We start from the raw sequence: 24,405 nt of genomic DNA on the forward strand, positions 1-24,405 counted from the left end.
ATGTAAATTCTTCATGCTGTTGGAAAGGCGTCTCAGTAGTGAGCGCCTTTTTATTTTTTCCTGGGGATAATCACCGCCTCGCTGGTGGGAACAGATTCGTAATATTTACGTGTAGTCGCTTCAGGTACACTTCTTCTTCCTGTACCTGTTATTAAAGAAAGTGCGGTGGATACTAATGGATCGGCCGGATTTCCGAAAGCCGTCAATGGTTGCTGACTCATCTCATCCACTGTATACTGCGGCGCAATACCGTTGGTATAACCGCCTTCTCCTTTTGCATTTGCCAGTCGGTAAGTAATAGGTTGTAAGACCCATGGAATACGCTTAGGAGTACGCATATCCCTGATGATAACGGCCCCTTTATCTTTCCCATAAGTTGCATTACCAATCTGAATCACCTGCGTGTATGGCTTCAGGTTATTGATCAGCAACTCCGCCGCCGATATCGTTTGATGCCCAGTCAGTATATATACTTTCGCCAAACGTAAACGGTAAGATTGAAGTGAACTAAAAGTAGCAGGACTCCCACTCTCCGGTACCGCCAGGGTCTCTTTTAAATTCATCGTAAAACTTCCCTGGATATTATTCCCTTTCAATTGTATATACGAACTTCCTTCGCTGATGCCGTCTGCTATAAGCGTTGTCAGTACCGCAGCTGCGGCGATACTACCTCCGCTGTTATAGCGCAGATCGATGATCAGCGACTGCACATTATCGCTCATAAACTGCCGGAAGGCGCCAATCAGACTAGAAGTATAATTATCGTTAAAGGAATTGTAGAAGAGATAACCTACTTTCTTACCAGCTGTGGATAACGTAGTCGCATACACGGGGTTTTCCCTGGTATAACCGAATGTCAATTGTACGGGTGTCCCTTCAGTTAAAATGCCGTTGGTATATATAGCCGGTGTAAAACTGCCGGATTTTGCTTTCAGTACATCGGCGATAAGAGAAGAGGCGTTGGCGGCCGTGACAGGCGTATTGTTTATTTTAGTGAGATAGCTACCCCGACTGAATTTGGAGGCTGCATAAGAATTGGCGACAACAATTTTTACCACGCCAATAACGCCGGTAGGAGAAGCAGGGAAATCTATCACACCGATATCCAGTCCGAAATTATTGTATAAAGAAACGGGCAACGTTTCCGGATCATCAGGATTGATTAAACTGGTGAATACATCTTCCTGCTGTCGTAATTTTAACAGGAAGGATGGCGGAATCAGCGTTGTATCCGCTTTCGCCGGGAGTTGTTGATTCCAGAGATAGAAATAATGCATGCTGTCCAGCACCCAACTGTTGATTTCTGCCTGAGTAACAGGGCCTGTTGGTATTACGGGAGACACGGTGCTGTCTTTCCTGCAACTGCCTATTAATAGTACAGTACCGGCCAGCAGGAGGGAACGGGTATATAGCATGAGTTATTGGGAATTATCCAGATCAAAATGGGACCTCACCTGTCGCCGGATTGACTGCAAAGCGCTGCCCAGATGGCTTTTCACAGTGGCAACAGAAATGGAAAGCTTGGAGGCAATCTCCTGATTACTAAAACCATGGACCCGACTCAATTCGTATACATTTCTCCGTTGTTCAGGCATAGTGCCTACTACCTTATACAGTTGCAGATCAAATTCTTTACGGATAATGTATTTATCGCCGGTATCTTCCGACTGAGGGCGGGTTTTCTCTTCTTCTGTAGCCTGGTGCAACAGTTTCTTTTCCCGGTAATGTCGTCTCGCTTCATCTATCACCAGGTTTTTTACGTAAACAAACAACAAGGGGAAAATATCTTCTCCTTCACGGACCTTATCCATGTTCTCCCATAACCTGATAAAACATTGTTGGGTAATATCTTCAGCTCTGGAAGCATCGCCGGTCAACTTTAAGGCAAAGCGGTAGATCTTCTCCTTGTTGTTGACAAAGAGTCGCTCAAATTGTAATTTGACAGGGCTATCAGACATAGTTCGCAGGTTGACGCGTTTGGATAACTAAACTTACAAATCCTATGTTACAGGAATGTTAAGGAATGCCGTTCCTGTACTGCTTTACAGGAAAATGACAAGCTGGTGCGGTAATACGGCAGCATTAATAAATAATTATGATTTTAATGTAGGCGTATTCGCATCTTTAACTTCGTAATTGAATACTGTATCTTCGTTTATTCACAATCACGAATACTTATCTGCATGAAAATTTTATCATTTATCCTGGGCGCCGGATTACTGACTACTCAGGCATTTGCACAATCTACACTAGATGTACAGGCACACAGAGGCGGGATGGGACTAATGCCGGAAAATACGATTCCTGCTATGATCAATGCTGTCAAGCTGGGAGCTCGTACATTGGAACTGGACTGTATTATTTCCGCAGATAATAAAGTGGTAGTATCACATGATGCGTATATGTCGGCCGCCTTCATGCGTAAGCCAGATGGAGCTGATATCACCAAGGAAGAGCAAAAGTCATTGATTCTCTTCTCAATGCCTTACGACAGTATCCGTAAATATGATGCGGGTACCAAACCTTATGAACGCTTTCCACAACAGGCAAAATTTAAAACTTATCGTCCGCTGCTCTCTGAACTGATCGATAGCGTGGAAGCATATGTGAAAAAGAATCACTTGAAACCTGTTTATTACAATATCGAAACCAAGTCAGAATTAAATGGAGATGGCCGCCTGAATCCAACGCCAGATGTATTCACCGCATTGGTAATGGGTGTCATCAACCAGAAAAAAATTGCCAGCAGGGTAACCATTCAATCTTTTGATCCACGTACTTTACAGGTATTGCATAAAACATTCCCTAAACAGAAAACGGCCTGGCTGATTGCGAATAAAGATAGCTTCGCAGACAACATTAAAACGTTGGGCTTTACGCCATCTGTTTATAGCCCTGCATTTCAGCTGGTAACCGCGGATCTGATTAAAGAAGCCCATGCACTGAAAGTAGAAGTGCTACCATGGACAGTAGATGAAGTAGTAGATATGAAACGAATGATAGACCTGGGGGTAGATGGGATTATCACGAATTATCCGGACAGACTGATTACCATTACCGGTAGTTATCAACAAAAATAGTTTTATTGTTCCAACTAACGAGAGAGGGTCTGATCAAAACCACAAGTTTCGATCAGACCCTCTCTCGTTAAATAGGAATTTAATTTATGATGGAACCATTCAATCTTCTGAGTTCCGTTTCTGCCAGCTTGGTATTATAGCGGGCTAATATCAGTCTGGTGTAAGAGTCTTCAAGACTTTGCTGCGCTTGTTTCACTTCAATAGTAGTTGAAACGCCCTGTTTGAACCGTTCCAACGCTACCATCATATTTTCTTTTGCCAGCTCCAGGTTCTCTTCTTCCAATGCCAATGCTTGTTTGTAATATTGGTAATCTTTGAATGCATTGGTCAGCGACAGGGATACCTGCGATTTAATATTATCCAGTGAAATACTTTGATACTCCATATCCAACTGTGCATTTTTCACTTGTCTTCTCACATTAAAGCCATTGAAAATCGGAACGCTGGCGGTGAATCCATAGTTCAATACGCCGTTCCTGTTGAATTTCGGGCTGAAGTTGTTGGAGGCCGCGTTGGAAGTATTTCTGTTAAAGTTATAAGCAGAATTAAAAGAAACGATCGGGAAATAATCCGCTCTTCTTTCCTTGATAGTCAGTTCGGAAACGGCTACATTCTGCTGTTGTAATTTAATACTGGTGTTATTCTCCGAAATATGCTCCTGCAATTCGCCCAGTGATAGGCCTGCATTCAACGGAATGGAATCCACTACATCATAAAAAGTGGAAGTTTCCGGTACGGCCATCAGCTGATTCAGCAAGGCTTTGCTTTGTTCAATCACTGTTTGCTGACGCAGATACAAAGCTTTCTGTGCATTCAGATCCACTTTGGATTGGAGCCAGTCTGTTTTAGGACCGAGCCCAGTTTGGAATTTGGCATCGGAGAGTTTCACTCTTTCTTCAGAAATAGATACCTGCTCTGCGAGGGCTTTCAGTTGTTGCTTTTCCTGTACGATGTTAAAATATCCGCCAATGACAGTAGCAATGGTATTTTGTACCTGGTTTTTGATGGCCAGCTCGCCGAGATTTTTGATGGCTTCCAGCTTATTGCGGGTAGCAAACATTTTCATCCCATCGAATAATGTCCAGTTAAGATTTACGCTGGCATTGACATTCTGGCCTTTGATGCCGCTGGTATCACGTTTGGTGCCGTTGGCAAACTCCTGTTTGGTGGCAGTGTTGTTCCAGGAAGTACCAACAGTGGCATTGAGGCGTGGCGCAAATGCAAAATTCGCATAAGCGTAATCGTTAGCAGATAGTTCTGCTGTATTTTTTGCCAGACGTATATCGAAGTTATTTTTCAACGCTACATCTATCGCCTGTTCCAGTGTGAGCACCTGCCGCTGTGCCATCGCTGCCGAGCTGGCAGCGATGATGCACAATACAGACAAACAAAATTTAGCTATATAATTTTTCATAATTCTCTAAAGTAAATTTAAGCGTGCGCCATTTCGGTCTGTGCCTCGGCTTCTTCCTCATCTTCTGAATTACCCGTTTTCCTGCGACTCAGATAGGTATACATGGCAGGGATTACGTAGAGTGTCAGTACCAGGGAGAAAATAATACCTCCCACAATCACAATACCCAAAGGAATACGGCTGGTGGCCGCTGCTCCCAAAGACATGGCAATTGGCAGCGCGCCGAGCGCCATGGCCAGACTCGTCATCAGGATCGGACGCAGACGCAGCGAAGAAGCAGTAATTACCGCCGCAGATTTATCGATACCCTCGTCTCTCTTCTGGTTCGCAAATTCCACGATCAGGATACCATTCTTGGTAACTAGACCAATCAACATGATTACCCCAATCTGTGAGAAGATGTTCCAGGTCTGGTTAAACAACCAGAGTGATAACAATGCACCGGCAAATGCCAACGGTACTGTAATCATGATAATCAACGGATCTATCCAGCTTTCGAATTGAGCAGCCAGTACCAGATAAATCAGAATCAGGGCAAGACTCAATGCAAACATGGTGTTGGAACCACTCTCCGCATAGTCGCGGGATGCGCCGGATAATGCCGTACTATAGTTATCGTTCAGTACATGCTCTTTCTTCAGCTTTTCGTATATGCGATACATTTCCTTGATACCATCGCCAATGGTTTGGCCAGGAGCAAGACCTGCAGAGATAGTCGCGGATTTGAATCGGTTGAAGTGATAAATGATAGGAGGACTGGTTTCTTCTTCTATCGATACCAGGTTATCCAGTTGAATGGCTTCTCCGCGGGAGTTACGCACATACAGGTTCTGGAGGTCGTTCGGGTCATCTCTGTCCCGGCGGAATACCTGTCCCATTACCTGGTACTGCTTACCGTTTCTGATGAAGTAACCATAGCGCAGGTTACTCAGGGCCAGCTGGAGCGTCTGGGAGATATCCTGTACAGACACGCCCAGTTGAGTAGCCTTATTACGATCGATATGTATACGCAGTTCTGGTTTGTTGAATTTCAGATCCACATCTGTTCCCTGGAAAACCGGGCTGTTGCCCACTTCATCCATGAATTTAGGGAGCACGGAACTGAGGGAGTCAAAGTTGATGTGTTCCAGTACAAACGCAATCGGCAGACCGCCACGACGTCCTACCTGGATAGTCTGTTGCTCAATGGCAAACACTTTACCGGTAGGGAATTTGGCCATATTCCTGTTGACCATATTCACGATCTCTTTCTGAGATCTGGCACGTTCATTTGGTTCAGAGAGCATCACGTTAACGAATGCACTATTTACTGCACCAGCGCCGCTAAAGCCCGGAGAAGTAACACTGAGCACGATTTTACGTTCCGGCACAGAATCCGCCATGAACTGTGTTAGTCTGTCTACATAATTATCCATATAGTCAAACGACGTACCTTCTGGTGCGGTCACTGACAGGCGGAAAGAGCTTCTGTCTTCCAGTGGCGCCAGTTCAGACTGGAGCACTTTAAACAGCCCGTAGATCATACCCAGACAAGCCAATACAATCAGAACGGCCGTCCAACGGAAACGCATAAACGCTTCCAGGGAATTTTTGTAGCCATCTTCCATCCAGCGGAAGAAAGGTTCTGTTTTCAGATAGAACCAGGAATGGGTATGTGTTTTACGACCAAGTTTAACGTTGAGTACCGGAGTAAGGGTTAGGGAGACGAAAGCCGAAATGAGAACGGCTCCGGCTACCACAATACCGAACTCTCTGAACAGCTGTCCTACGAAACCTTGCAGGAAGATAATCGGCAGGAATACGAAAGCCAGGGTGATGGAGGTAGCGATTACCGCAAAGAAGATTTCTTCGGAACCTTCGCGGGCGGCGCGCATACGAGGCATACCGGCTTCGATCTTTTTATAGATATTTTCCGTTACCACGATACCATCATCCACTACCAGGCCGGTGGCCAGTACAATGGCCAGGAGGGTGAGGATATTAATGGTGAAGCCGCAGGCATACATAATGAAGAATGCTCCGATGAGGGATACCGGAATATCTATCAGCGGACGGAAGGCCATGAGCCAGTCGCGGAAGAAGAGGTATACAATGATGATTACCAGTGTCAGTGCGATGATGAGCGTTTCCTCTACCTCTTCAATAGATTTCTTAATGAAGCGGGTATTATCCATCGCGATATTGATACTAATATCATCCGGGATTTCTTTTTGCAGCTGGGCATACCTTTTATAGAACTCATCAGCGATGGCTACATAGTTGGAGCCTGGCTGTGGGATCAGCGCGAGGGAGATCATAGGGATACCCGATTCTTTCAGAACGGTTTCTTCATTTTCCGGTCCTAGTACAGCCTGTCCAATGTCGCGGATTCGAATCTCGCTACCATTGACATTCTGGATAATCAGGTTATTAAAATCATCTTCGCTCACCAGTCGGCCAAAAGTACGTACTGTAAAATCGGTCGCATTACCGGCGATTTTACCGGAGGGCAGCTCTACGTTTTCACGTTTGAGGGCTGCTTGCACATCTGAAGGAGTCAGGCTGTACGAAGAAAGTTTCGCAGGGTCCATCCAGATACGCATGGCGTATCTTTTTTCTCCCCAGATCTGGATCTGGGAAACGCCTGGGATGGTCTGGAGTTTTTCGAGGAGTACGTTGGTACCATATTCTGTTACTTCCAGCTGGTTGCGGGTATTACTTTGTACGGTCATGGAGATGATCGCATCAGAGTTGGCGTCCTGCTTGGAAACTACAGGGGGAGCGTCGATATCTGGCGGAAGGCTGCGTAGTGCCTGGGAAACTTTATCGCGCACATCGTTCGTGGCGCCTTCCAGGTCCTGACCCAGTTCAAATTCCACGGTAATATTGCTGCTACCTTGGCTACTGCTCGAGGAAATATTTTTAATACCAGCGATACCATTGATTTGTTTTTCCAATGGTTCGGTGATTTGTGTTTCAATAATATCGGAGTTGGCGCCCGCATAGGAGGTACGCACGTTTACGATAGGCGGGTCGATGGCAGGGAAGTCCCTGACGCCCAGGAAAGTAAAGCCCACAAGACCGAATATCACGATAATGATATTCATCACAATTGCCAGTACGGGCCGTTTAAGGGAAAGCGACGGCAGACTCATAATTCATTATTCAGGTTACTTGATCTTGTTGTATTTCAGAGGCGCTCCTGGTTTCAGCTGGAGGATACCGGAAGTGATCACGGTATCGCCGATTTTCAGGCCGCTGGTGATTTGTACGCTGTTTTCATCGCGGATGCCGGTTTCCACCACTACAAATTTGGCTCTGCCGCTGTCGGCCACGATTACTTTTTTATCGCGGGTGCCTGGAATAACCGCCTGGGAAGGAATCATCATTGCATCCGGGAGGTCTTTCAGGTTGATGTGGATTTTGGCAAAGGAGCCTGGGAAGAGGATGCCATTGTTGTTAGGAACGATGGCACGGAGTTTAACCGTGCGGGTAGCCAGGTCAATTTTCGGATCGATGGCATAGATGCTACCGTTATAGGTATTTTGGTCGCCGGCTACAGTAAAGCTCAGTTTATCCCCATTTTTCACCACGTTTCTGTATTTCTCAGGAACGGTGAAGTCAATTTTAAGCGGATCTATTTGCTGGAGGGTAGTAATGACCACTGCATTGGAAACGATGGCGCCTTCGCTGACATTACGGAGGCCAAGTCGGCCGGAGAATGGAGCGCGGAGTTCCGTTTTTTGCAACTGGGTCTGGGTATAGTCCATGTCTGCGGCATATGCGCTAACCTGGTTACGGGTAACGTCTACATCCTGGCGACTGATACCATTTATTTTAAGGAGGTTTTCCTGCCTCTCAAGGGTCGTTTTTGCCAGTTGTTGCTGTAATTTCAGTTTTTGTAGCTGTGCTTTCAGGTCCTCGTCATAGATTTTCACGAGGAGGTCGCCTTTTTTCACATTGGTGCCTTCTTTAAAGAAAAGGCGGGTAATACGGCCGTTGATTTCCGGTTTCACTTCTACTTCTTCATTGCTCTGGAGCGTACCGCTGGCGTCAATATATTGGTCAATCGGGGATGTTTTAACAATAAAAGCATCTATCACGACCTGAGATTTGCCGGGACCTCCTTTGGCCGGAGCGGCAGGTTCAGATGATTTATTGCCGGCTACCTGTTTATAAATAAGAAAGGCAGCGATACCGGCAATCCCCACAATAGCAATTGAGCGGAACGTACGTTTGGCGTTGGACATTAAATACTAGCGTTTAGAATTCGATGATAGCATTAAGGGAAGAGCCACAGTAAAACAAGCACAACATCCTCATAAGCCCGACAAATTTAATAAAATGGATGAGCTGGAGGGATAAGGCGACTGTTAAATACCGTTAATACTTTAGATAAGTGGCGAAAATTACGGTTGAGTGGAAATAATGCATCAGATATTATATGAGTGGTATCTAAAATATGGGTTTCTGGGATGAATATCCGATTAAATCTTAAAATCAGGAAATCCGTAAAGCATTCACTGTATTGGTTTTGCGCGGATTTTCGGATATAGATCGGGGTTAAAATTTGGCCTTCTTGTTGGCAATTCAATAAAAATTATATTTTTGCAGTCAAGTTTTAAACCAAAAACACTTAAAATTATGTCAGACATTGCATCAAGAGTTAAAAAGATCATCATTGACAAATTGGGCGTTGACGAAGCCGAGGTAACTCCTGAAGCCAGCTTCACCAACGACTTAGGCGCTGACTCTTTGGATACGGTAGAACTGATTATGGAATTCGAAAAAGAATTCAACATCTCCATTCCTGACGAACAAGCTGAAACTATTACTACTGTTGGCCAGGCAGTTGTTTACCTGGAAGAACACGTAAAATAATCCTACTAATCAGAATTGTTTTAATGCAACCAAGACGAGTTGTCGTTACAGGTTTAGGCGCTCTTACACCGCTCGGCAATACCGTAGCCGATTATTGGCACGGATTGACGAACGGTGTATCCGGCGCGGATTTTATCAAGCAATTTGACGCTTCCAAGTTCAAAACCCGTTTTGCTTGCGAACTGAAGAATTTCGATCCTACTAACTACCTGGACAAGAAGGAGGCCCGTAAAATGGACCCCTTTACCCAAACAGCGGTAATATCCGCAGATCAAGCTATACTTGACGCCAAGATAGATGCTACTAAAATTAATGCTGACCGTGTTGGCGTTATTTGGGGCACCGGCGTGGGTGGTATGATCAACTACAGTAACGAGCTGAAAGAATTTTATACTGGCGACGGTACTCCCCGTTTCAGTCCTTTCCTTATTACCAGGCTTATCACAGATATCGCTGCCGGATCAATTTCTATCCGTCACGGTTTCAGAGGGCCTAATTTTTCTGTGGCTTCTGCCTGTGCATCTGCTACCAATGCGATCATTGAGGCAATGTACAATATTCGCTATGGTAAGGCGGATATGATCGTTACCGGCGGCTCAGAAAATGTCATCAATGAGCCTTGTGTAGGTGGCTTCAATGCCATGAAGGCTTTATCCGAAAGAAATGATGATCCTAAAACAGCCTCCCGTCCTTTCGACCTCGACAGAGATGGTTTCGTAATGGGCGAAGGCGCCGGTGCACTGGTACTGGAATCCCTGGATCACGCGTTGGAAAGAGGAGCAAAGATTTATGCTGAACTGGCTGGTGGCGCCGCTACCGCAGACGCATATCATATCACCGCTCCACATCCGGAAGGTTTAGGTGCCCGCAATGTAATGAGTCAGGCACTTTTAGATGCAGGTATGCAAGCCAGCGACATTGACTACATCAATGTACACGGTACTTCTACCCCACTTGGTGACATTGCCGAAATTAAAGCTGTCCAGCACGTATTTGGAGAATATGCATATCAAATGAATATCTCTTCTACCAAATCCATGACAGGACACCTCCTCGGCGCTGCAGGTGCTGTTGAATCCATCGCTGTTATTATGTCCATCATCGATGGCATAGTACCTCCTACTATCAACCACTTTACCGACGATCCAGCACTGGACCCTAGATTAAACTTTACCTTTAACACCGCACAACATAGAGAAGTAAGAGCCGGATTATCCAATACCTTCGGGTTTGGTGGTCATAACGCCTCTGTTATATTCAAAAAATTTGTTCCTTGATCTTTTGATTGTGTGAATTTACTGCCAGGATTTTTATATCGACTGATATCTAGAAAAAGGCACTTGTACAAAGAGCTGCACAATTTACTGGGCTTCCCGCCCGGTAATTTTGCTCTGTACGAGGTTGCCCTGAGCCACCGTTCCAGCAAAGAGAAGTTTCTCGAAAGCAATGAACGGCTGGAATACCTCGGTGATGCCATCCTGGGAGCAATCGTGGGCGACTATCTCTTCAAAAAGTATCCTTACAAAACTGAAGGATACCTCACCGAGATGCGCTCTAAAATCGTTAACCGCCAGCAACTCAATGATATCGCTATCAAAATGGGGCTGCGCAAACTCACGATCTACGATAAATACAATAGCTTCCTGAAAATTTCCCAAATCTTCGGTAATACCCTCGAAGCACTCGTGGGCGCCGTTTACCTGGATAAAGGCTATAACAAAACACAACAATTCGTTCATCGCCGTATCATCCTTCCTTATATCGATCTCGAACAATTGGAAAGCGTGGAGATGAACCATAAAAACAAACTCTATGGATGGGCCAATAAAAATGGCAAATCCCTGGAATTTGAACTCCTGGAAGAACAAATGGATAATGGCCGCCGTATCTTCACCGTCGGCGCCGTTGTAGACGGACAACTCATCTGCAGCGGAAAAGCATTTAATAAGAAAGATGCCAGCCAGATCGCTGCCTCTCAGGCTATACAGATCCTCGGCCTCGGCGATGATTCCAAAGACTAACAGCAGGCCCGCAAAACCGTGTCTGCCCGACATCTTCCCCCCATGCAGCAGCTATGCTACCGCATGACGTAATATCGTTTTCAGCTTCTCCGGAGCCGTTTTCCTGAAATCAGACAGGTAAATTTCATGATGCCGACCCTTAAACTGTAAATGACGGGACCGCATAAACGATTCCATCTTCTCCAAACTCACCGGCTCCTCACTGAATGGCCCCACATGCATGATCTGAATAGCCCTTCCTCCCTCCATATGCTTGATATCCACCGCCCTGAGCCGACGGTTATTCTTTTTTTTCTCTGCTCCGGTCACCGACTGAATAAATTGCGGATGGGTAACGGTATCGGGTACACGAATGACCAATTCATAATACCATTGACTCCGGGGAACCGTCAAGGGATCTACTGTGGTATCTTCCACCCACCAGTATCCTTCTAGTTTGCTGACTACAAAGTCGCGCCCCTCCTGCTTATTCAGGAACTTTATCCCATAGGCTACTGTGTACAGGGCTTCTACATCTTCTGAGAAGCCAGGGCCATCGGGGTCTCCCTGGCCGGTGATACTCAGAAACTGGGCATCTTCAATATTGACCAGTTCCACCGCAGATCCGGCAGTGTAATAACTTTTGTAGGCTTTGGTTAAATCCAGTTTGTCCATCTCCGTTAGATTTAGTGTTGAAAAGGGTTATTTAACACTACAAAGCAACAAGGGGGAAATGACAACCTTATGTCAGGAGGATTATTTTAAATAATGATCCCGGATTTCAGTGGCATATTTAATCACCCATTCCTTTAAACTATCCGGGCCCAATACTTCCACACTGTTACCGAAAGTAATCAGCCAGCGAGGAAAATAGCCTCTGGGTGGTTGGAGGAATACCATCTCCGTTTTTTCTCCCAAATTTCTTTCCGCTACCAAACCGAAATAATATTTCTGAGAATTAATATATTTAACTACTCTGGTTTCCATTAAAATACGGCATTCTTCGAATTCTTCTCCTTCCATCTTAAACTGCGTCGCCATGTAATCTTTCAGGGAAACATGTTTGGCTTTCTCATAGCGTTCGGGTTGTACCTGTAGTTTCCGGATACGGTCTATCCTGAAGTTCCGGTAGCCCTGACGCAGCCGGCACCAGGCAATCAAATGCCAGTTATGGCTCATATGGAAGATACCTACAGGCTCGATTTCTCTTCTTGTAGCTACTTCATCTTTGAAGGAGAAGTACTCCATACTCAGTACCTGCTGATTACCAATAGATTGCTGAATATCAGAAAGGAATTTATTTGGAAAATCATCTCCCTGAAGGTGGAGGGGTTGGTATTTAACCACTGCAATGTTATCATCCAGGTTTTCCAGATAATCTTTATCGCTTCCCCGGAGTACGGAGCGAATTTTTTCCATGGCGAAGCCAAATTGTTTCTCATTGGAGTGGTCGCTGTACTTTTCCATCAGTTTTTCTGCGGTGAGTAAGGCAGCAGCCTCTTCCTTGGAGAACATTACCGGGGGCAGGTGGTAACCATCTACTATATAATAGCCGGTTCCGGCTTCGGCTCCAATAGGAACGCCTGCTTCCTGGAGGGCCTTCACATCTCTGTAAACCGTTCTCAGGCTTATATTGAAACGCTCGGAAATCTCGGAAGCCTTTACGATCTTTTTGCCCTGAAGTTGGATAAGAATGGCTGTGAGTCTGTCAATTCGGTTCATGGGACTAAGAAAATTACCACGAAGGTCGGTAGTCAAAAAAATATTTTTAAATTTTTTTTACCCTGAATTAAACTTTGATGAAAATACGGGGTCTTACTTATACAACAACGCTTTCGGAGAACGCAAGAAACTGAGAAAGAGATAAGTAGAGTTCCGAAAGTCATTAATTCGATGCTACAGTACAGAATATAGGTTAAATGGTAAGCCCCTGCAATTTCTTGCGGGGGCCTGTTTTTTATAGCACTTTAGCGGAGTTTTTGCTCGCAGAGCAGCATAGGCAGCAAAGCAGCAAAAAATTAAGTTTGTTATTATTTTGAATGTATCTGGCAATCGAACTACCACCTACTCTTCCAGAGTAATATTTTGCAATCCCAACAACTTCTTTACTGCCCTGCTGCTTATGCTGCTTTGCGAGCAATAAAATCCGGAACAAGGACCTTATAATCCCAACAACTTTCTTTGCTGCCCTGCTGCTTATGCTGCTCTGCGAGCAAAAAAATCCGGAATAATGCCTTATAATCTCAACAACTTTCTTTGCTGCTCTGCTGCTTATGCTGCTCTGCGAGCAAAAAAATCCTAATAACTCATTTCGTTTAATTTCACCTTGCCTCGGAAAGTCCAAAATACAAATATGGTATAAGACAGTACCAGTGGCGTGCCTATTGCGGCAATAATCAGCATTATTTTTAAGGATTTGGCAGAAGACGCTGCCGCGTAGATACTGATGCTATTGGCGGGATCGGTATTACTGATAATGATATTCGGATATAGTCCGATGGCGAATAATATCAACAGGCAGGAGATGATGATGCAGGAGTATACAAATGCGGTGAAATATTTCCGGCTGTCGATGTTGCGTTTGATGTTTAACAGTATCAATACGGCGATCAACGGTAAGATGAATAGTGCCGGAGCGTGTTTGAAAGCTTGTGTCATATGGGGTACATATATCAGTGTAGCCATAGACGTTAGAATGAAGCAGAGTATGAAAAACTTACTACAGTTGTTCACCAGGATGGTCAACTTTGCGTAGAGGCGGTTTTCTGTTTTCATGACCAGGTAAATAGCGCCATGCAGCATAAACAGCGCCAACGTGGTGAAGGAGATGAGGATGGCATAAGGATTAAAGAATGTCAGCAGGGTACCGGTAAACTCATGTTCCTTATTGAAAGGCATGCCATGGATAAGATTCCCTAATACCAGTCCCAGTAACAAGGTGATAAATATGCTGGACACGGAATAGCTGATATCCCACATTTTGCGCCACCATTTCCAGGGCTCTTTACTTCTGAATTCTATGGAGATAGCCCTGAAAATAAGGGCCACGAGAAAGAGCATAAATGGAATATAGAATGTGGAAAACACTACGCCATAAACCAGCGGGAAACCCGCAAAGAGGGCGCCGCCGGCTATTACCAGCCAAACTTCATTTCCATCCCAGACAGGACCAATTGCATTCAGTACCAGTCGTCTGCTTTCTTCTTTATTGAAAAATAAATGTAAGGCGCCAGCGCCCAGGTCAAAACCATCCAATACGCCATAACCGGTAATCAGGCCGCCAATGACCAGGAACCACCATGTAGGAAGATCTAATCCAAGAATTGTTTCCATACGCTAGTATTTTAAGCAGGAATATTTGCAATATTTCTTTTGGAGAAATGTTCACTATCGTCTTCATCCTCATCTGTAATATCAGGACCATGGCTGATTTTACGGTTCAGTAGAAAGATGAACAGTACAAATAACAGCATATATACCAAGGTGAACAGAATCAATGAGAACATCACCTGATCGGCTGTTACTTTTTTGGAGAGGGCGTCGGAGGTACGTAGCAGTCCGTATACCACCCATGGTTGCCGCCCCACTTCGGCAGCATACCAGCCCAATTGATTAGCGATCTGAGGTAACAGTACCGCCCATACGAAAATCCACATCAGCCATCGATGATTGAATAACTGTTTTTTCCAGAGTAATACCACGGCGGTTAATGTGAGCGCAATCAGGGTAATGCCGATGGCCACCATTAAATGATAGGTCTGAAAAACGAAGTTGACAGCAGTGGGTCTGTCCTCCTTAGGGATAGATCTCAGTCCCTGCACTGGCTCACTGAAGCTGCCATGCGTCAGGAAGGAGAGGCCGCCGGGTATTTTTATACCGGTTGTTTTCTCTTCCTTGGTATTCACCCAACCCATGATGTACATATCAGCCACAGCGAGACTATCATAATGCCCTTCCATGGCAGCGAGTTTGGCGGGTTGGTATTTACTGACATATTCCGCAGAGCGATGTCCGGTAAACAGTTGCAGCAAAGCGGCTATCACGGCTACAGACAAGCCCACTTTAAACATAGCCTGCGAGTGCTTGATGTATTTACCTTTTAATATATACCAGGCCCCTACGCTCATCACCAGGAAAGACCCTGCCAGGAAAGCGCCTACCAGCACATGTGACAAGCGATCTATGGAAGAAGGGTTGTTCACCATGGCCCAGAAATCGGTGATCACCGCACGGGCTCCCAGATCATGGCCTTCAATCCTGTATCCAGCCGGAGTTTGCTGCCAGGAATTGGCTATTACAATCCAGATGGCGGAAAATATAGACCCGAATGCCACCATGATGGTGGAAAAGAAATGCACCCCTTTACTGACCCTGTTCCAGCCAAAAAGTAACACGCCCAGAAAGCCGGATTCCAACGCAAAGGCGAAGATGCCTTCTGCAGCGAGGGCGCTGCCAAATATATCGCCCACATAATGAGAATAAGTGGCCCAGTTGGTACCAAACTCAAACTCCATCACAATGCCCGTGGCTACGCCAAGACCAAATATGAGTGCGAAGATTTTAATCCAGAAACGAGTGATATCACGATAGACGGGCAACCCTGTTTTCAGGTATAAGCCCTCCATAATTACAAGGCATACGCCCAGGCCAATACTCAGCGGAGGATAGATGTAGTGAAATGCTATCGTAAAGGCAAATTGTATGCGGGAAAGGATTTCTACTGACGGCATAATTCAACGGATATTGTACAAAGTTATTGACATCCATCATCCACGAACCTGACGTTTATCATGTTTTCTAAATTTAACCCATTTCTCTCCAAAATAAAAAAAGTAGAGAAAATAATTCTCTTGAAATTGCTTGCTGTGGCGGGTTTTGGGAAGATGGTTAAAATAGTATTATAGTATTAACAACGGATAAAGGAAAAGGGTTGAACGCTACTGTACCTTTAGTATACACAAAATTACATCATTGGCGAAAGTCAATGAAACTTCAATCTTATAAATGGTAATAATACAGGAGCCGGATGTCTATCAGGCTCATTAATTAGACTGCTTATTTTCCTCTGAATACACCTTGGTAGTTATTATAGGTTGTTTTGGTGAATAGCCTGTAGAAAGAGTCCTGATGAAAGTCAGGACTCTTTACCAACGTTATTTTATCTCTACAACTATTTTTCCGAAATTCTTTCCACTCTCCAAATGATAAAATGCATCCTGCACCGTAGATAAATCATACACGCTATCAATCACCGGTTTAAGCCCATTATAGGCAAAGGTATTCGCCACCTGCTGCAAACTAGCCTTACTACCCACTGAATACGCCTGCACCCGCGCTAAACTCTGCCATAAACTCATGAAGTCCAACGGTAATGACATTCCAGTCATGAAACCTACCAGCCCTACAAACCCATGAGTAGCGACAGATTTGATACTGTTGTTAACTGTACTGGTGCCCGCAATATCCAGCGTAGCATGTACCCCCTCGCCATTAGTGAGTCGTTTGACCTCCGTATACCACTCAGGATGCTCCTTATAATTAATTACTTCATCTGCCCCCAGCGCTTTCAGCTTTGATACTTTCCCCGCATCGCCGGTAGTGGCAATGACTCTCGCCCCCGCCGCACGGGCAAGCTGTAATGCAAATAATGACACGCCGCCACTACCCTGCGTCAAAACCGTCTGCCCCGGCTGAATATTCGCATATTCCATCAAGCCCGTCCAGGCAGTTACCGCCGCCACAGGTAAAGTGGCCGCTTCTACACTGCTCAACGCAGCCGGCGTACGCACCAACGCATATTCCGGAATAACATAGTACTCCGACAATACCCCCGGCACAGTATTCCCCGTACGCTGCGAATTAGTATACTGCGTTACTTTTCCACTTTGCCATAACTGCGTATAGTGCGTCATCACCCTATCTCCTGGCTTCCATTCAGTCACCGCTGCTCCTACCGCTTCAACCACACCAGCCCCCTCTGAAGAAGGCGTAAAAGGAAAACCAATGCTACCATATTGCCCCTTTACCAATACCGTCTCTAAAAAATTAAGAGAGGCTGCCTCCATTCTAATCAGCACCTCATGCGCGCCAGGAACAGGTTTGGGAACCTCTACTACCGCTAATTGATCTATTCCAAACTTATTTATCTGAATTGCTTTCATAAATTGTAATTTTAATAAAGCAAAATTGGATGGTACTAGTGAATTAGTCAAGTATGCACCTTTTGGAAAGGTACTTTCTGATTAGATACTATTATTGATTATCAATGATATAAAAATGGAGAAAAGAGAAAAAATTAACCATAGAGACACGGTTTGTGCAGTCGATTACGCCTTCCAACGCATAGGCGGCAAACATAAAGGAAGACTAATATATCACCTTTCAAAAGGTACTTTACGCTACGGAGAACTAGGCCGCCGAATAACAGGGATCACCCCTAAAATGCTCACACAGGTGCTCCGGGAACTGGAAGAAGATGGCCTCGTAAAAAGACATGTTTACCTGGAAGTACCTCCAAGAGTAGAATATTCCCTCACCCCATCCGGAATGGAACTGGTGCCGTTCATTGTACTACTGGCCGACTGGGGAAGAGCCAAAATGAACAAGGAAGGATTAGCCTGCGAAAATTAAGATAAAACGAAAACGCCGGAAGCATGATCGCTTCCGGCGTTTTTTATGATGACTATGCAGTAGCCATAGATTCAAACTCTTTCTTACGTTCCCGATATTCTTCCATAGTGAAGTTATACACCACAGAATCACGTTTGTTCTTATTCGCTACGAAATGACAGGCATGTATATACGGTTCTGCAATATTCAGTTTGTCCAACGGCGTTACCACCAATAATTGCAGATTTAACTGACCACAATACTCCATCAGGTAATGACTCTTCTCCGGATCAAGTTTACTGAATGCCTCATCCACAGTGATGAAGCGCAAACTACGATGCTGCCTGTTGGATTCGTTTATACCAAACTGATAAGCAATAGCCGCTCCCAGAATCGTATAGGTAAACTGCGCTTTCTCTCCACCGGAAAGACTCGCAGTATCTTCATAATATTTAAAGGCTTTGTGATCTGAGATATAAAACTCTTTCGCACCGAAGTCGAGCCAGTTACGCACATCCGTTACCTTTTTACGCCATGCCTCATTTTGCTGCAATTCCGTAATCAGAGATTTGATATTCTGAAACAGTTGTTCGCCATAAGCACTGTCTCGCTCTGTTTGATATTGCAAGGTATCCGGTACGGCCAGACTCAACTTCTCCTTGAAATTCCTGATTTCCACATCACGTACATGACGACATTCCAGCTGCAGATAAGTATCCGGGTTCTTGTTGAAGGTGATATTACGCAGCGGTTCATTCAGATCTTCCATCACTTCACGGATAGCATCTTCCTGTCCGTATATCCATGCACGGTAGTTGGTAATAGCGTTGAGCATACTGGTATCCATGTATTTCCGGAAACGCTCTTTATGCTCTATCAGTCGCTGGTATTTGATTTGCTCGTACAAAGAGGTGAACTCATCCAGGTAATCCACATGGGCTCTCAGATCCGTTGTATCGCCGATCCAGTCAGGGAAAGTGTCATGAATGGATTTAGGCGGATTCACGAAAGCTGCCAGAAGTCGCGTAATTTCCGTTTGTTTCTCGGAGCTGTTGCGCTGCGCTTCTTTCAACGAGGTATTCAGACTATCTTCTGCACGTTTGCGATAGTGAGATAATTGCGCGGCAGAAGTAGCAGGCGCATTAATCGCCAGTTCAGTGAGGAAATCAATTGCTTTCTGTAACGCAATCTCATCGGTATCGCTCACTTTCAGCTGAGCAAAGTATTGTTGTTTTTCGTCCAGCTTTTTGTTCAGATGACCTTTTTGTTGCAAGGCATCGGATTTATCTTCTTCTAGCTCGCGAAGGGCCGCAGTGGTGCTGTCTAGCTGCTCGCAGATCACTTTGTATTTATCGCTGGCCTGCAACAGCAGTTCTTTTTCACGGTGATGGGTTTCGATCACAGCGGCATGTGGCTGCCAGTTGATATCATCATACACACGCAATGTTAAGAAGGTACTGAGTACAGTCTGCATTGCGCCCAGCTCTTTCCTGGTGGTTTCCAGCTCATGCAGCCCTGATTGCAGTTCTTTGATGGCGGCTTCGCACTCGTCCAGGTCTTCTTTTAACAGCCGCAGTTTATTTTTATTATTCCAACCGAGAACATAATTATTTTGCTGAGAGCGGCCCGGGCGATCATCTTTTTCATGTCGTGTAGCCACTCGCGTTAGTCCCTTGGAGGTAACTGCTTTGCGAGCGCGATTGAAGAGATTCAGGTCGTCTGTACAGATGTAGTCAAACTGGTCCAGGAGCTGGTTCTGCAACCATTCCTTAAATTGGGTGCCTGGTTTGATTTCTATCTTCTGGAGGAGACTGTCTTCTTCCTTCGGCATGCGCAACATGGTGTAGGACTCTTCCTCTATTTTATGATATACCAGTCGCGTTTGCAGGTTGTTATCGTTGATATATCTGTTGATACGGGAGATATATTCTTCTGGAACCAGCAACCGTAATGCAAAGTTGTGCAGTACTTTCTCGATGGCATATTCCCAATGGGACTCTTCCTCTTTTATACGAAGGAGCTCGCCGGCGAAGGGCAGTTCGTCTTCCGGAACATCCAGTAAATCAGATAATTGCTGACGGATACGTATCAGTTCATGCGGAATATTATTCTTCCTGTTTAACAGGGAATTAATTTCCTCATTCAATTTGTCAGCATGACTCTTTTCCGCTGTCAGATTACTTTTATGCAGGAAGATTTCTTCCTGGATACCATCCAGCTGTTTATCGATTGTTTTCAGTTGTTTCTCGGCGCCCCTGATATTATCGTGGAATTGCTGTTCATCCGGCGATACAGTGAGTTCGAGTCTCTCCGATAATCTGTTATAATCATCCATTTTGCTGCGCTTTGTATCAAGCGATTTCTGCTCGTAATGGATGGTCTTATCGATAGAGCGCAGCTGTTCATCCACACTGTTATTGGCTTTCTGTGCGATGAGCTCATCTTTCTTCAGCGTCAGTTTCTCCTGTTTGGAAGTAATGCCCGACAGCGTACTGGCGGTCACTTCCAGCTCTTGTTTCAACTGAGAGATCTCCTGTTGTACAAGTTCTCTTTCCTGACGATTGAAATATCCTGGCAGGGTATCTTGCAGGGAAAGGAGCTCTCTGCCTTTATCCTGAAGGGTTTCCCATTCACTGCGTTGCAAAATGATAGGCTCCAGCATCTGGAGTTGCATTTCATCTTTTTGTATCGCACGGTGACTGGAAAGCAGACTGTCGTAGTTTTCACGGAGTTTCAGGAACTCGGCCTCGCTATCCGTTTCTTCCAGCATATGCTGACGGATAAAGGTATTCAAGTCTCCCAAAACCTTAATACCCACCGTTTGGTTAAACAATGCCAATGCCTTTTCACTCCTCAAACCGAAGATGTTACTGAACATAGACGCATATTCCTTGAAGCTGTCGGTCACTTCTGTTTTGGGAAACTCCAGCTTAAGTTTTTTCTTCCAGTCGCCTTTTGCATCAAATTTACCATTGCCGAAATGGTCGTTAATATTGAGTTTATGGGGAGACACGATAAACTGTCGCTTCATTTCTCCCGCGTACCAACGAACCTGGGCCAGCGTGATGGTATGCATCGTGGCGGCATTATAGAAATAGGCCAACAGTACGGAATAAGGATTTTGTTCCTTATGGCGCAGCTGTTCAGTTTTCGAAGAAAGAGATTCTTCGGAAAATGTTTTACCGTAGTAGCCCCAGAAATAGGATTCTTCCCCGCGATCGCGACGTTGTTCCGTTCCGGAAGACTGGTTATAGAAACGTTTGCCGGAAGGTACCAGCAAAGTCAGTAAAGCATCGATGAGCGTGGTTTTACCACTACCGTTGGCGCCTGTCAGCAGAGAGGTATTGCCGTTGGTATTAACACGATATATTTTATTGTGGAAGGTCCCCCAGTTGTATACTTCGAAATACTGCAGGCGGAAGCCACTTTCTTTTGAATCGCTATTGAACAGGGTTGACATGCAGGTTTAATTTTGTTTTGATTTCTTCCAGTTTCTCGTTATTCACCAAGGCTTTGATGATACGTTTTACCTCATATTGCTGCAACTCTTTATTGGCAACATCTTCACGGGTCAGACGCAGGATACCTACGCTCAGCAGACTGTTGATAGGTTTGTTCAAATCTTTCAGCAGTTTGGATCTGTTATGACGTTCTTTGAAGAAGAGCGTCAAACGTTCTTTCATCTCTTTCTGGGTGAGGTACAATTTTGTACCGGTTCCTTTGAGATCAAATTCTTCCAGCGCTTCCCGCAATACGATGCACAACAGCGTTGCTTCGTAGGTCAGTCTGGCTTTACGCATCAGTCGCGGCAACGGACGATCGCTGTTCTCATCATTGTCTGGCTGCACAATACGCGCGAAACCATCGGCTTCATTGATGACTAACTGCAAACCTGTTTGTTGCAGGTATTTGTGCAGTTCTGTCTGCCAGCTGAGGAGGTCTTTCCAGTAGCTGCGTTCTTCTTCATAAACTGGTCCCTGCATTAGTTTCAGAAATACATGTGCAAAGGGAGCTATATTTCGTTCAGACATAAAGGTTAGTTTTTGTTGTTGGTAAACAATACCATCGGTAGGTTGACGATGCGGTTGCCCAACATGACAGGATCAGGCGTTTCGAGAATGATATGGGAAGACGACTGACTGGCGATCGCAAAATAGGTAATCAGCTCTGTGAGTCCTTTTTCTGTGCCGTAGGTTTCCACCAGTTCTTTAAGACTGACCTGCTTTTTGTGTTGCAGCTGTATTTGAATACGTTCTTCCAGCTGTGCACGATCTATATGAAAATGATTGAATAATGCCTGGAAATCTTCCATGGAATAATCGTCGCCACCGATTCCTTCCGGGAGCTGGAAGGCGGGACTGATGGCTTTCTCTTCTGCCATTTCCCATCTGTCTGGTAAATCCATTTCCGGTTCGCATTCGAGTTCCATAAAGCAATCATCTTCCGGATGGTTGCCCAGGGCCTGAAATGCGAGGAGTCGGATATCATTGATTAACTCGATGGTTTTCCGTCTGTCCGTCATATTCTTCTCATTCAGGACGCGACTGAGTTTATCACTGAGTTTTTTATTGGCATCAATTACCTTTTTCCCGGAGGCATGGAGGAATGTTTTCAGCTTTCTGAGGAAGCGATCGTTCTTATATTCAATATCTCTATCTTCCATTAAGATATAGAGTTTGTCTATAAGATCCCGCATTTCCATTTGCTTGGTTTCATCCATGAGGAATTGCCAGAAGGAGTAGAAGCTTTTACCCTGGTCTTTCTGGCGCAGGGCTTCGAAGGAGTCGAGGGTATAAGCGAGGAGGGTACCTTTGGCTACATCGCGTTCACTTTGCTTGCGATAAATTTCCTGGGTAATTTGTTCGAAGTTGCCTTCTACTTCTTTGAAATCGCCGAGTAGTTCGCGGGCCATTCGGTTTACATCGTAGACGCGTTCTTTGATTTGGGTCTCGTCAAACACCTGTACTTTCCCGGTGATGGTGATAGCCTGGATTTCCTGTTCTATCTCGAATTTCTTTCTTTCCAGCTCCTGGATACGTTGTTCCGGGTCTTTATTGGACTGGTCTACGAGTTCTCTGAGCTTTGAGAAAATATCTTTAAAGCGGCTTTCGGTGCCAACAAACTCGCGTTTTTGCAGCGTAGACACCCAGTGCAGTACCTTTTCTGTATCGCTGCTGAGTTCATGGATATCTATCCCTTCATCGTCGGGGTATTTACGAAGGAAACCCTGGTTACTCCACTGATCGATATATTTCCTGGCTTTGATATCATTATCTTCCAGGAGGCTACCGGCGTCGATTTCATCGTCAGCGGCGAGGTAGCCGGTATGACTCAGGTAATCCGACAGTCGGGTAACTAATTCCGCATTGGTAATGATAGTCTGGTTTTTCTCTTTGAATACCGTGTGAAAAAATGACAACATCATTGGAGCACTGCGAGCCCGTAGTATTTTGAGCGTTACTGACTGGGCGAACAGTATACATAATTGTTCATACGTCATTCGGTAAAAATAAGGAAAAAAGGTATTCCATTACATGATGTAAAGTCCGTTTGCACGGGGTTCTACGGGAGCAGGAATCTCTTTTTCTCCTAATGTTTCCAACAGATTGATTTCTATGGTCCGGGTGATACTGTCAAGTGGCGTTGCCAGCGGGTTGTAGGCGAAAGGGTTCATGAGGCTGACACCATTCAGGTGGGTGGTGTGGAAAACAAATCCGAAGGCCCAGCCAAAAATAATAGACCAGGCCCCGATGGACTCTGTCATCATTAAGGTATTCATGAGCACATAAAACCAGATAAACAGGTTGGTGAAATACACGTAACTGGTAGGAAAGACGGTATTTTTAATCCTTTCCGATTTTCCCATATTATCCGTGTGCCTTACCAGGAGTTCATTGATTTCTATAAACTGGAAACCGTCTATGGTACCGGTTTGCTTCAGTCTTTGTAGCTCCTGGGCCTGGATATTCAGGATGGCGTTGGGTTTATTGGTTTGTCGACTAATTATCTCTTTTTCTTCCGGGGAAAGGTATCTTTCGTAGTAGTTATCGGGGCGGTTGCGTAGGGCGGATTTCAGGGTGTAAAGGAAAGCCAGGTGCCGGTAGATCATATTTCTGGCGGTGGTTTGCCTTTGTTCCGTGTTATCAGAATGATAGAAGGCGACCAAACTCCTGGCCCATGACCGGGAATCATTTACCAGTCCACCCCAGATAGTTCTGGCTTCCCACCAGCGGTCGTAAGCCTGGTTGTTATTGAACCCTATAAAAAACGCGATGGCTGTACCCAAAACGGCAGATATGGCGGTAGGAATATTGATGTGCGACTGTAGCCAGTATTTATCCAGGAAATAGGTGGCTGTACATAGGGCGAGCAGCATCAAATCCACCTTCCAGGTGTAGGAAAAGATCTGCATCAGTGAGAACCTGGATCTTATCAGCATAAA

Annotated in this window: 19 protein-coding genes; 5 read left to right on the forward strand and 14 right to left on the reverse strand. The window is 45.1% G+C overall.

What is annotated here, in order from left to right; genetic code table 11:
- Window positions 1-50: 50 nt before the first annotated feature.
- Both CLV59_RS24910 and CLV59_RS24915 read right to left on the reverse strand, forming a co-directional pair.
- On the reverse strand, window positions 51-1,415 hold the full coding sequence (locus tag CLV59_RS24910; RefSeq protein WP_111594814.1) for a S41 family peptidase: 1,365 nt from the start codon (window positions 1,413-1,415) through the stop codon (window positions 51-53).
- A gap of 3 nt (window positions 1,416-1,418) precedes the next feature.
- Window positions 1,419-1,958 (reverse strand): RNA polymerase sigma-70 factor, encoded by a 540-nt coding sequence (locus CLV59_RS24915; RefSeq protein ID WP_111594815.1) that lies wholly within the window; start codon window positions 1,956-1,958, stop codon window positions 1,419-1,421.
- 225 nt (window positions 1,959-2,183) lie between these two features.
- Here CLV59_RS24915 and CLV59_RS24920 point away from each other — a divergent pair, with 225 nt between their 5' ends.
- Complete coding sequence (locus tag CLV59_RS24920) at window positions 2,184-3,080, forward strand: glycerophosphodiester phosphodiesterase family protein (RefSeq protein ID WP_111594816.1); 897 nt, start codon at window positions 2,184-2,186, stop codon at window positions 3,078-3,080.
- Window positions 3,081-3,159: 79 nt separating this feature from the next.
- Here the strand turns inward: CLV59_RS24920 and CLV59_RS24925 are convergent, their stop codons facing one another.
- From CLV59_RS24925 to CLV59_RS24935, 3 genes are read right to left on the reverse strand one after another with little or no spacing between them, the layout of a single operon-like run.
- Window positions 3,160-4,494, reverse strand: coding sequence for a TolC family protein (locus CLV59_RS24925; protein WP_111594817.1), 1,335 nt, complete (start codon window positions 4,492-4,494; stop codon window positions 3,160-3,162).
- 17 nt (window positions 4,495-4,511) lie between these two features.
- Complete coding sequence (locus tag CLV59_RS24930; protein WP_111594818.1) at window positions 4,512-7,628, reverse strand: efflux RND transporter permease subunit; 3,117 nt, start codon at window positions 7,626-7,628, stop codon at window positions 4,512-4,514.
- A 15-nt stretch (window positions 7,629-7,643) separates the two neighbouring features.
- Entirely contained in the window at window positions 7,644-8,723 is a 1,080-nt protein-coding gene (locus CLV59_RS24935; protein WP_111594819.1) for an efflux RND transporter periplasmic adaptor subunit, read from the reverse strand.
- 394 nt (window positions 8,724-9,117) lie between these two features.
- On the opposite strand from CLV59_RS24935, the gene CLV59_RS24940 reads away from it, so the two are divergent.
- The 3 genes from CLV59_RS24940 (at window position 9,118) to rnc (ending at window position 11,375) form a co-directional block, all read left to right on the forward strand.
- On the forward strand, window positions 9,118-9,354 hold the full coding sequence (locus CLV59_RS24940; protein WP_111594820.1) for an acyl carrier protein: 237 nt from the start codon (window positions 9,118-9,120) through the stop codon (window positions 9,352-9,354).
- Window positions 9,355-9,377: 23 nt separating this feature from the next.
- Window positions 9,378-10,631, forward strand: a complete 1,254-nt coding sequence (gene fabF / locus CLV59_RS24945; protein ID WP_111594821.1) for a beta-ketoacyl-ACP synthase II — start codon at window positions 9,378-9,380, stop codon at window positions 10,629-10,631.
- Between the two features lie 63 nt (window positions 10,632-10,694).
- Window positions 10,695-11,375, forward strand: coding sequence for a ribonuclease III (gene rnc / locus CLV59_RS24950; RefSeq protein WP_245950951.1), 681 nt, complete (start codon window positions 10,695-10,697; stop codon window positions 11,373-11,375).
- A 51-nt stretch (window positions 11,376-11,426) separates the two neighbouring features.
- Here rnc and CLV59_RS24955 read toward each other — a convergent pair whose 3' ends face one another.
- The 5 genes from CLV59_RS24955 to CLV59_RS24975 form a co-directional block, all read right to left on the reverse strand.
- Window positions 11,427-12,029 carry a GyrI-like domain-containing protein gene (locus tag CLV59_RS24955; protein WP_111594822.1) on the reverse strand — a complete coding sequence of 201 codons (603 nt, stop codon included), beginning with the start codon at window positions 12,027-12,029 and terminating at the stop codon, window positions 11,427-11,429.
- Window positions 12,030-12,110: 81 nt separating this feature from the next.
- Entirely contained in the window at window positions 12,111-13,076 is a 966-nt protein-coding gene (locus tag CLV59_RS24960) for a helix-turn-helix transcriptional regulator (RefSeq protein WP_111594823.1), read from the reverse strand.
- 576 nt (window positions 13,077-13,652) lie between these two features.
- Window positions 13,653-14,687 (reverse strand): cytochrome d ubiquinol oxidase subunit II, encoded by a 1,035-nt coding sequence (cydB, locus tag CLV59_RS24965; RefSeq protein ID WP_111594824.1) that lies wholly within the window; start codon window positions 14,685-14,687, stop codon window positions 13,653-13,655.
- An 11-nt stretch (window positions 14,688-14,698) separates the two neighbouring features.
- The gene (locus CLV59_RS24970; RefSeq protein WP_111594825.1) at window positions 14,699-16,084 is read right to left on the reverse strand and encodes a cytochrome ubiquinol oxidase subunit I; all 1,386 of its coding nucleotides are present in this window, start codon (window positions 16,082-16,084) and stop codon (window positions 14,699-14,701) included.
- A 423-nt stretch (window positions 16,085-16,507) separates the two neighbouring features.
- On the reverse strand, window positions 16,508-17,515 hold the full coding sequence (locus tag CLV59_RS24975; protein ID WP_111594826.1) for a zinc-dependent alcohol dehydrogenase family protein: 1,008 nt from the start codon (window positions 17,513-17,515) through the stop codon (window positions 16,508-16,510).
- A gap of 115 nt (window positions 17,516-17,630) precedes the next feature.
- Between CLV59_RS24975 and CLV59_RS24980 the strand changes: the two genes are divergently transcribed.
- Window positions 17,631-17,984 carry a winged helix-turn-helix transcriptional regulator gene (locus tag CLV59_RS24980; RefSeq protein ID WP_111594827.1) on the forward strand — a complete coding sequence of 118 codons (354 nt, stop codon included), beginning with the start codon at window positions 17,631-17,633 and terminating at the stop codon, window positions 17,982-17,984.
- Window positions 17,985-18,036: 52 nt separating this feature from the next.
- On the opposite strand, the gene CLV59_RS24985 is transcribed toward CLV59_RS24980, so the two are convergent.
- Genes CLV59_RS24985 through CLV59_RS25000 form a run of 4 tightly spaced genes read right to left on the reverse strand, consistent with a single transcriptional unit; the run spans window position 18,037 to window position 24,402 of the window.
- Window positions 18,037-21,423: an ATP-binding protein gene (locus CLV59_RS24985; protein WP_111594828.1), complete on the reverse strand. Its 3,387-nt coding sequence runs from the start codon at window positions 21,421-21,423 to the stop codon at window positions 18,037-18,039.
- On the reverse strand, window positions 21,404-21,994 hold the full coding sequence (locus CLV59_RS24990) for a DUF4194 domain-containing protein (protein ID WP_111594829.1): 591 nt from the start codon (window positions 21,992-21,994) through the stop codon (window positions 21,404-21,406). The genes CLV59_RS24985 and CLV59_RS24990 overlap by 20 nt, the downstream gene beginning before the upstream one ends.
- A 5-nt stretch (window positions 21,995-21,999) precedes the next feature.
- Entirely contained in the window at window positions 22,000-23,463 is a 1,464-nt protein-coding gene (locus CLV59_RS24995) for a DUF3375 domain-containing protein (RefSeq protein WP_111594830.1), read from the reverse strand.
- Window positions 23,464-23,493: 30 nt separating this feature from the next.
- Window positions 23,494-24,402 (reverse strand): bestrophin family protein, encoded by a 909-nt coding sequence (locus tag CLV59_RS25000; protein ID WP_111594831.1) that lies wholly within the window; start codon window positions 24,400-24,402, stop codon window positions 23,494-23,496.
- Window positions 24,403-24,405: the final 3 nt, after the last annotated feature.

This window comes from Chitinophaga dinghuensis (assembly GCF_003259435.1).
Lineage (GTDB): Bacteria > Bacteroidota > Bacteroidia > Chitinophagales > Chitinophagaceae > Chitinophaga > Chitinophaga dinghuensis.

Excerpts from the sequence above, each read along its gene's own strand:
- CLV59_RS24940 (WP_111594820.1), top strand. The coding sequence starts at position 9,118 with ATGTCAGACATTGCATCAAGAGTTAAAAAGATCATCATTGACAAATTG.
- CLV59_RS24935 (WP_111594819.1), bottom strand. The coding sequence starts at position 8,723 with ATGTCCAACGCCAAACGTACGTTCCGCTCAATTGCTATTGTGGGGATT.
- CLV59_RS24910 (WP_111594814.1), bottom strand. The coding sequence starts at position 1,415 with ATGCTATATACCCGTTCCCTCCTGCTGGCCGGTACTGTACTATTAATA.
- CLV59_RS24920 (WP_111594816.1), top strand. The coding sequence starts at position 2,184 with ATGAAAATTTTATCATTTATCCTGGGCGCCGGATTACTGACTACTCAG.
- CLV59_RS24985 (WP_111594828.1), bottom strand. The coding sequence starts at position 21,423 with ATGTCAACCCTGTTCAATAGCGATTCAAAAGAAAGTGGCTTCCGCCTG.
- CLV59_RS24915 (WP_111594815.1), bottom strand. The coding sequence starts at position 1,958 with ATGTCTGATAGCCCTGTCAAATTACAATTTGAGCGACTCTTTGTCAAC.
- CLV59_RS24990 (WP_111594829.1), bottom strand. The coding sequence starts at position 21,994 with ATGTCTGAACGAAATATAGCTCCCTTTGCACATGTATTTCTGAAACTA.
- CLV59_RS24980 (WP_111594827.1), top strand. The coding sequence starts at position 17,631 with ATGGAGAAAAGAGAAAAAATTAACCATAGAGACACGGTTTGTGCAGTC.
- CLV59_RS24955 (WP_111594822.1), bottom strand. The coding sequence starts at position 12,029 with ATGGACAAACTGGATTTAACCAAAGCCTACAAAAGTTATTACACTGCC.
- fabF (WP_111594821.1), top strand. The coding sequence starts at position 9,378 with ATGCAACCAAGACGAGTTGTCGTTACAGGTTTAGGCGCTCTTACACCG.
- CLV59_RS24970 (WP_111594825.1), bottom strand. The coding sequence starts at position 16,084 with ATGCCGTCAGTAGAAATCCTTTCCCGCATACAATTTGCCTTTACGATA.
- CLV59_RS24925 (WP_111594817.1), bottom strand. The coding sequence starts at position 4,494 with ATGAAAAATTATATAGCTAAATTTTGTTTGTCTGTATTGTGCATCATC.
- cydB (WP_111594824.1), bottom strand. The coding sequence starts at position 14,687 with ATGGAAACAATTCTTGGATTAGATCTTCCTACATGGTGGTTCCTGGTC.
- CLV59_RS24930 (WP_111594818.1), bottom strand. The coding sequence starts at position 7,628 with ATGAGTCTGCCGTCGCTTTCCCTTAAACGGCCCGTACTGGCAATTGTG.
- CLV59_RS24960 (WP_111594823.1), bottom strand. The coding sequence starts at position 13,076 with ATGAACCGAATTGACAGACTCACAGCCATTCTTATCCAACTTCAGGGC.
- CLV59_RS24975 (WP_111594826.1), bottom strand. The coding sequence starts at position 17,515 with ATGAAAGCAATTCAGATAAATAAGTTTGGAATAGATCAATTAGCGGTA.
- CLV59_RS25000 (WP_111594831.1), bottom strand. The coding sequence starts at position 24,402 with ATGCTGATAAGATCCAGGTTCTCACTGATGCAGATCTTTTCCTACACC.
- CLV59_RS24995 (WP_111594830.1), bottom strand. The coding sequence starts at position 23,463 with ATGACGTATGAACAATTATGTATACTGTTCGCCCAGTCAGTAACGCTC.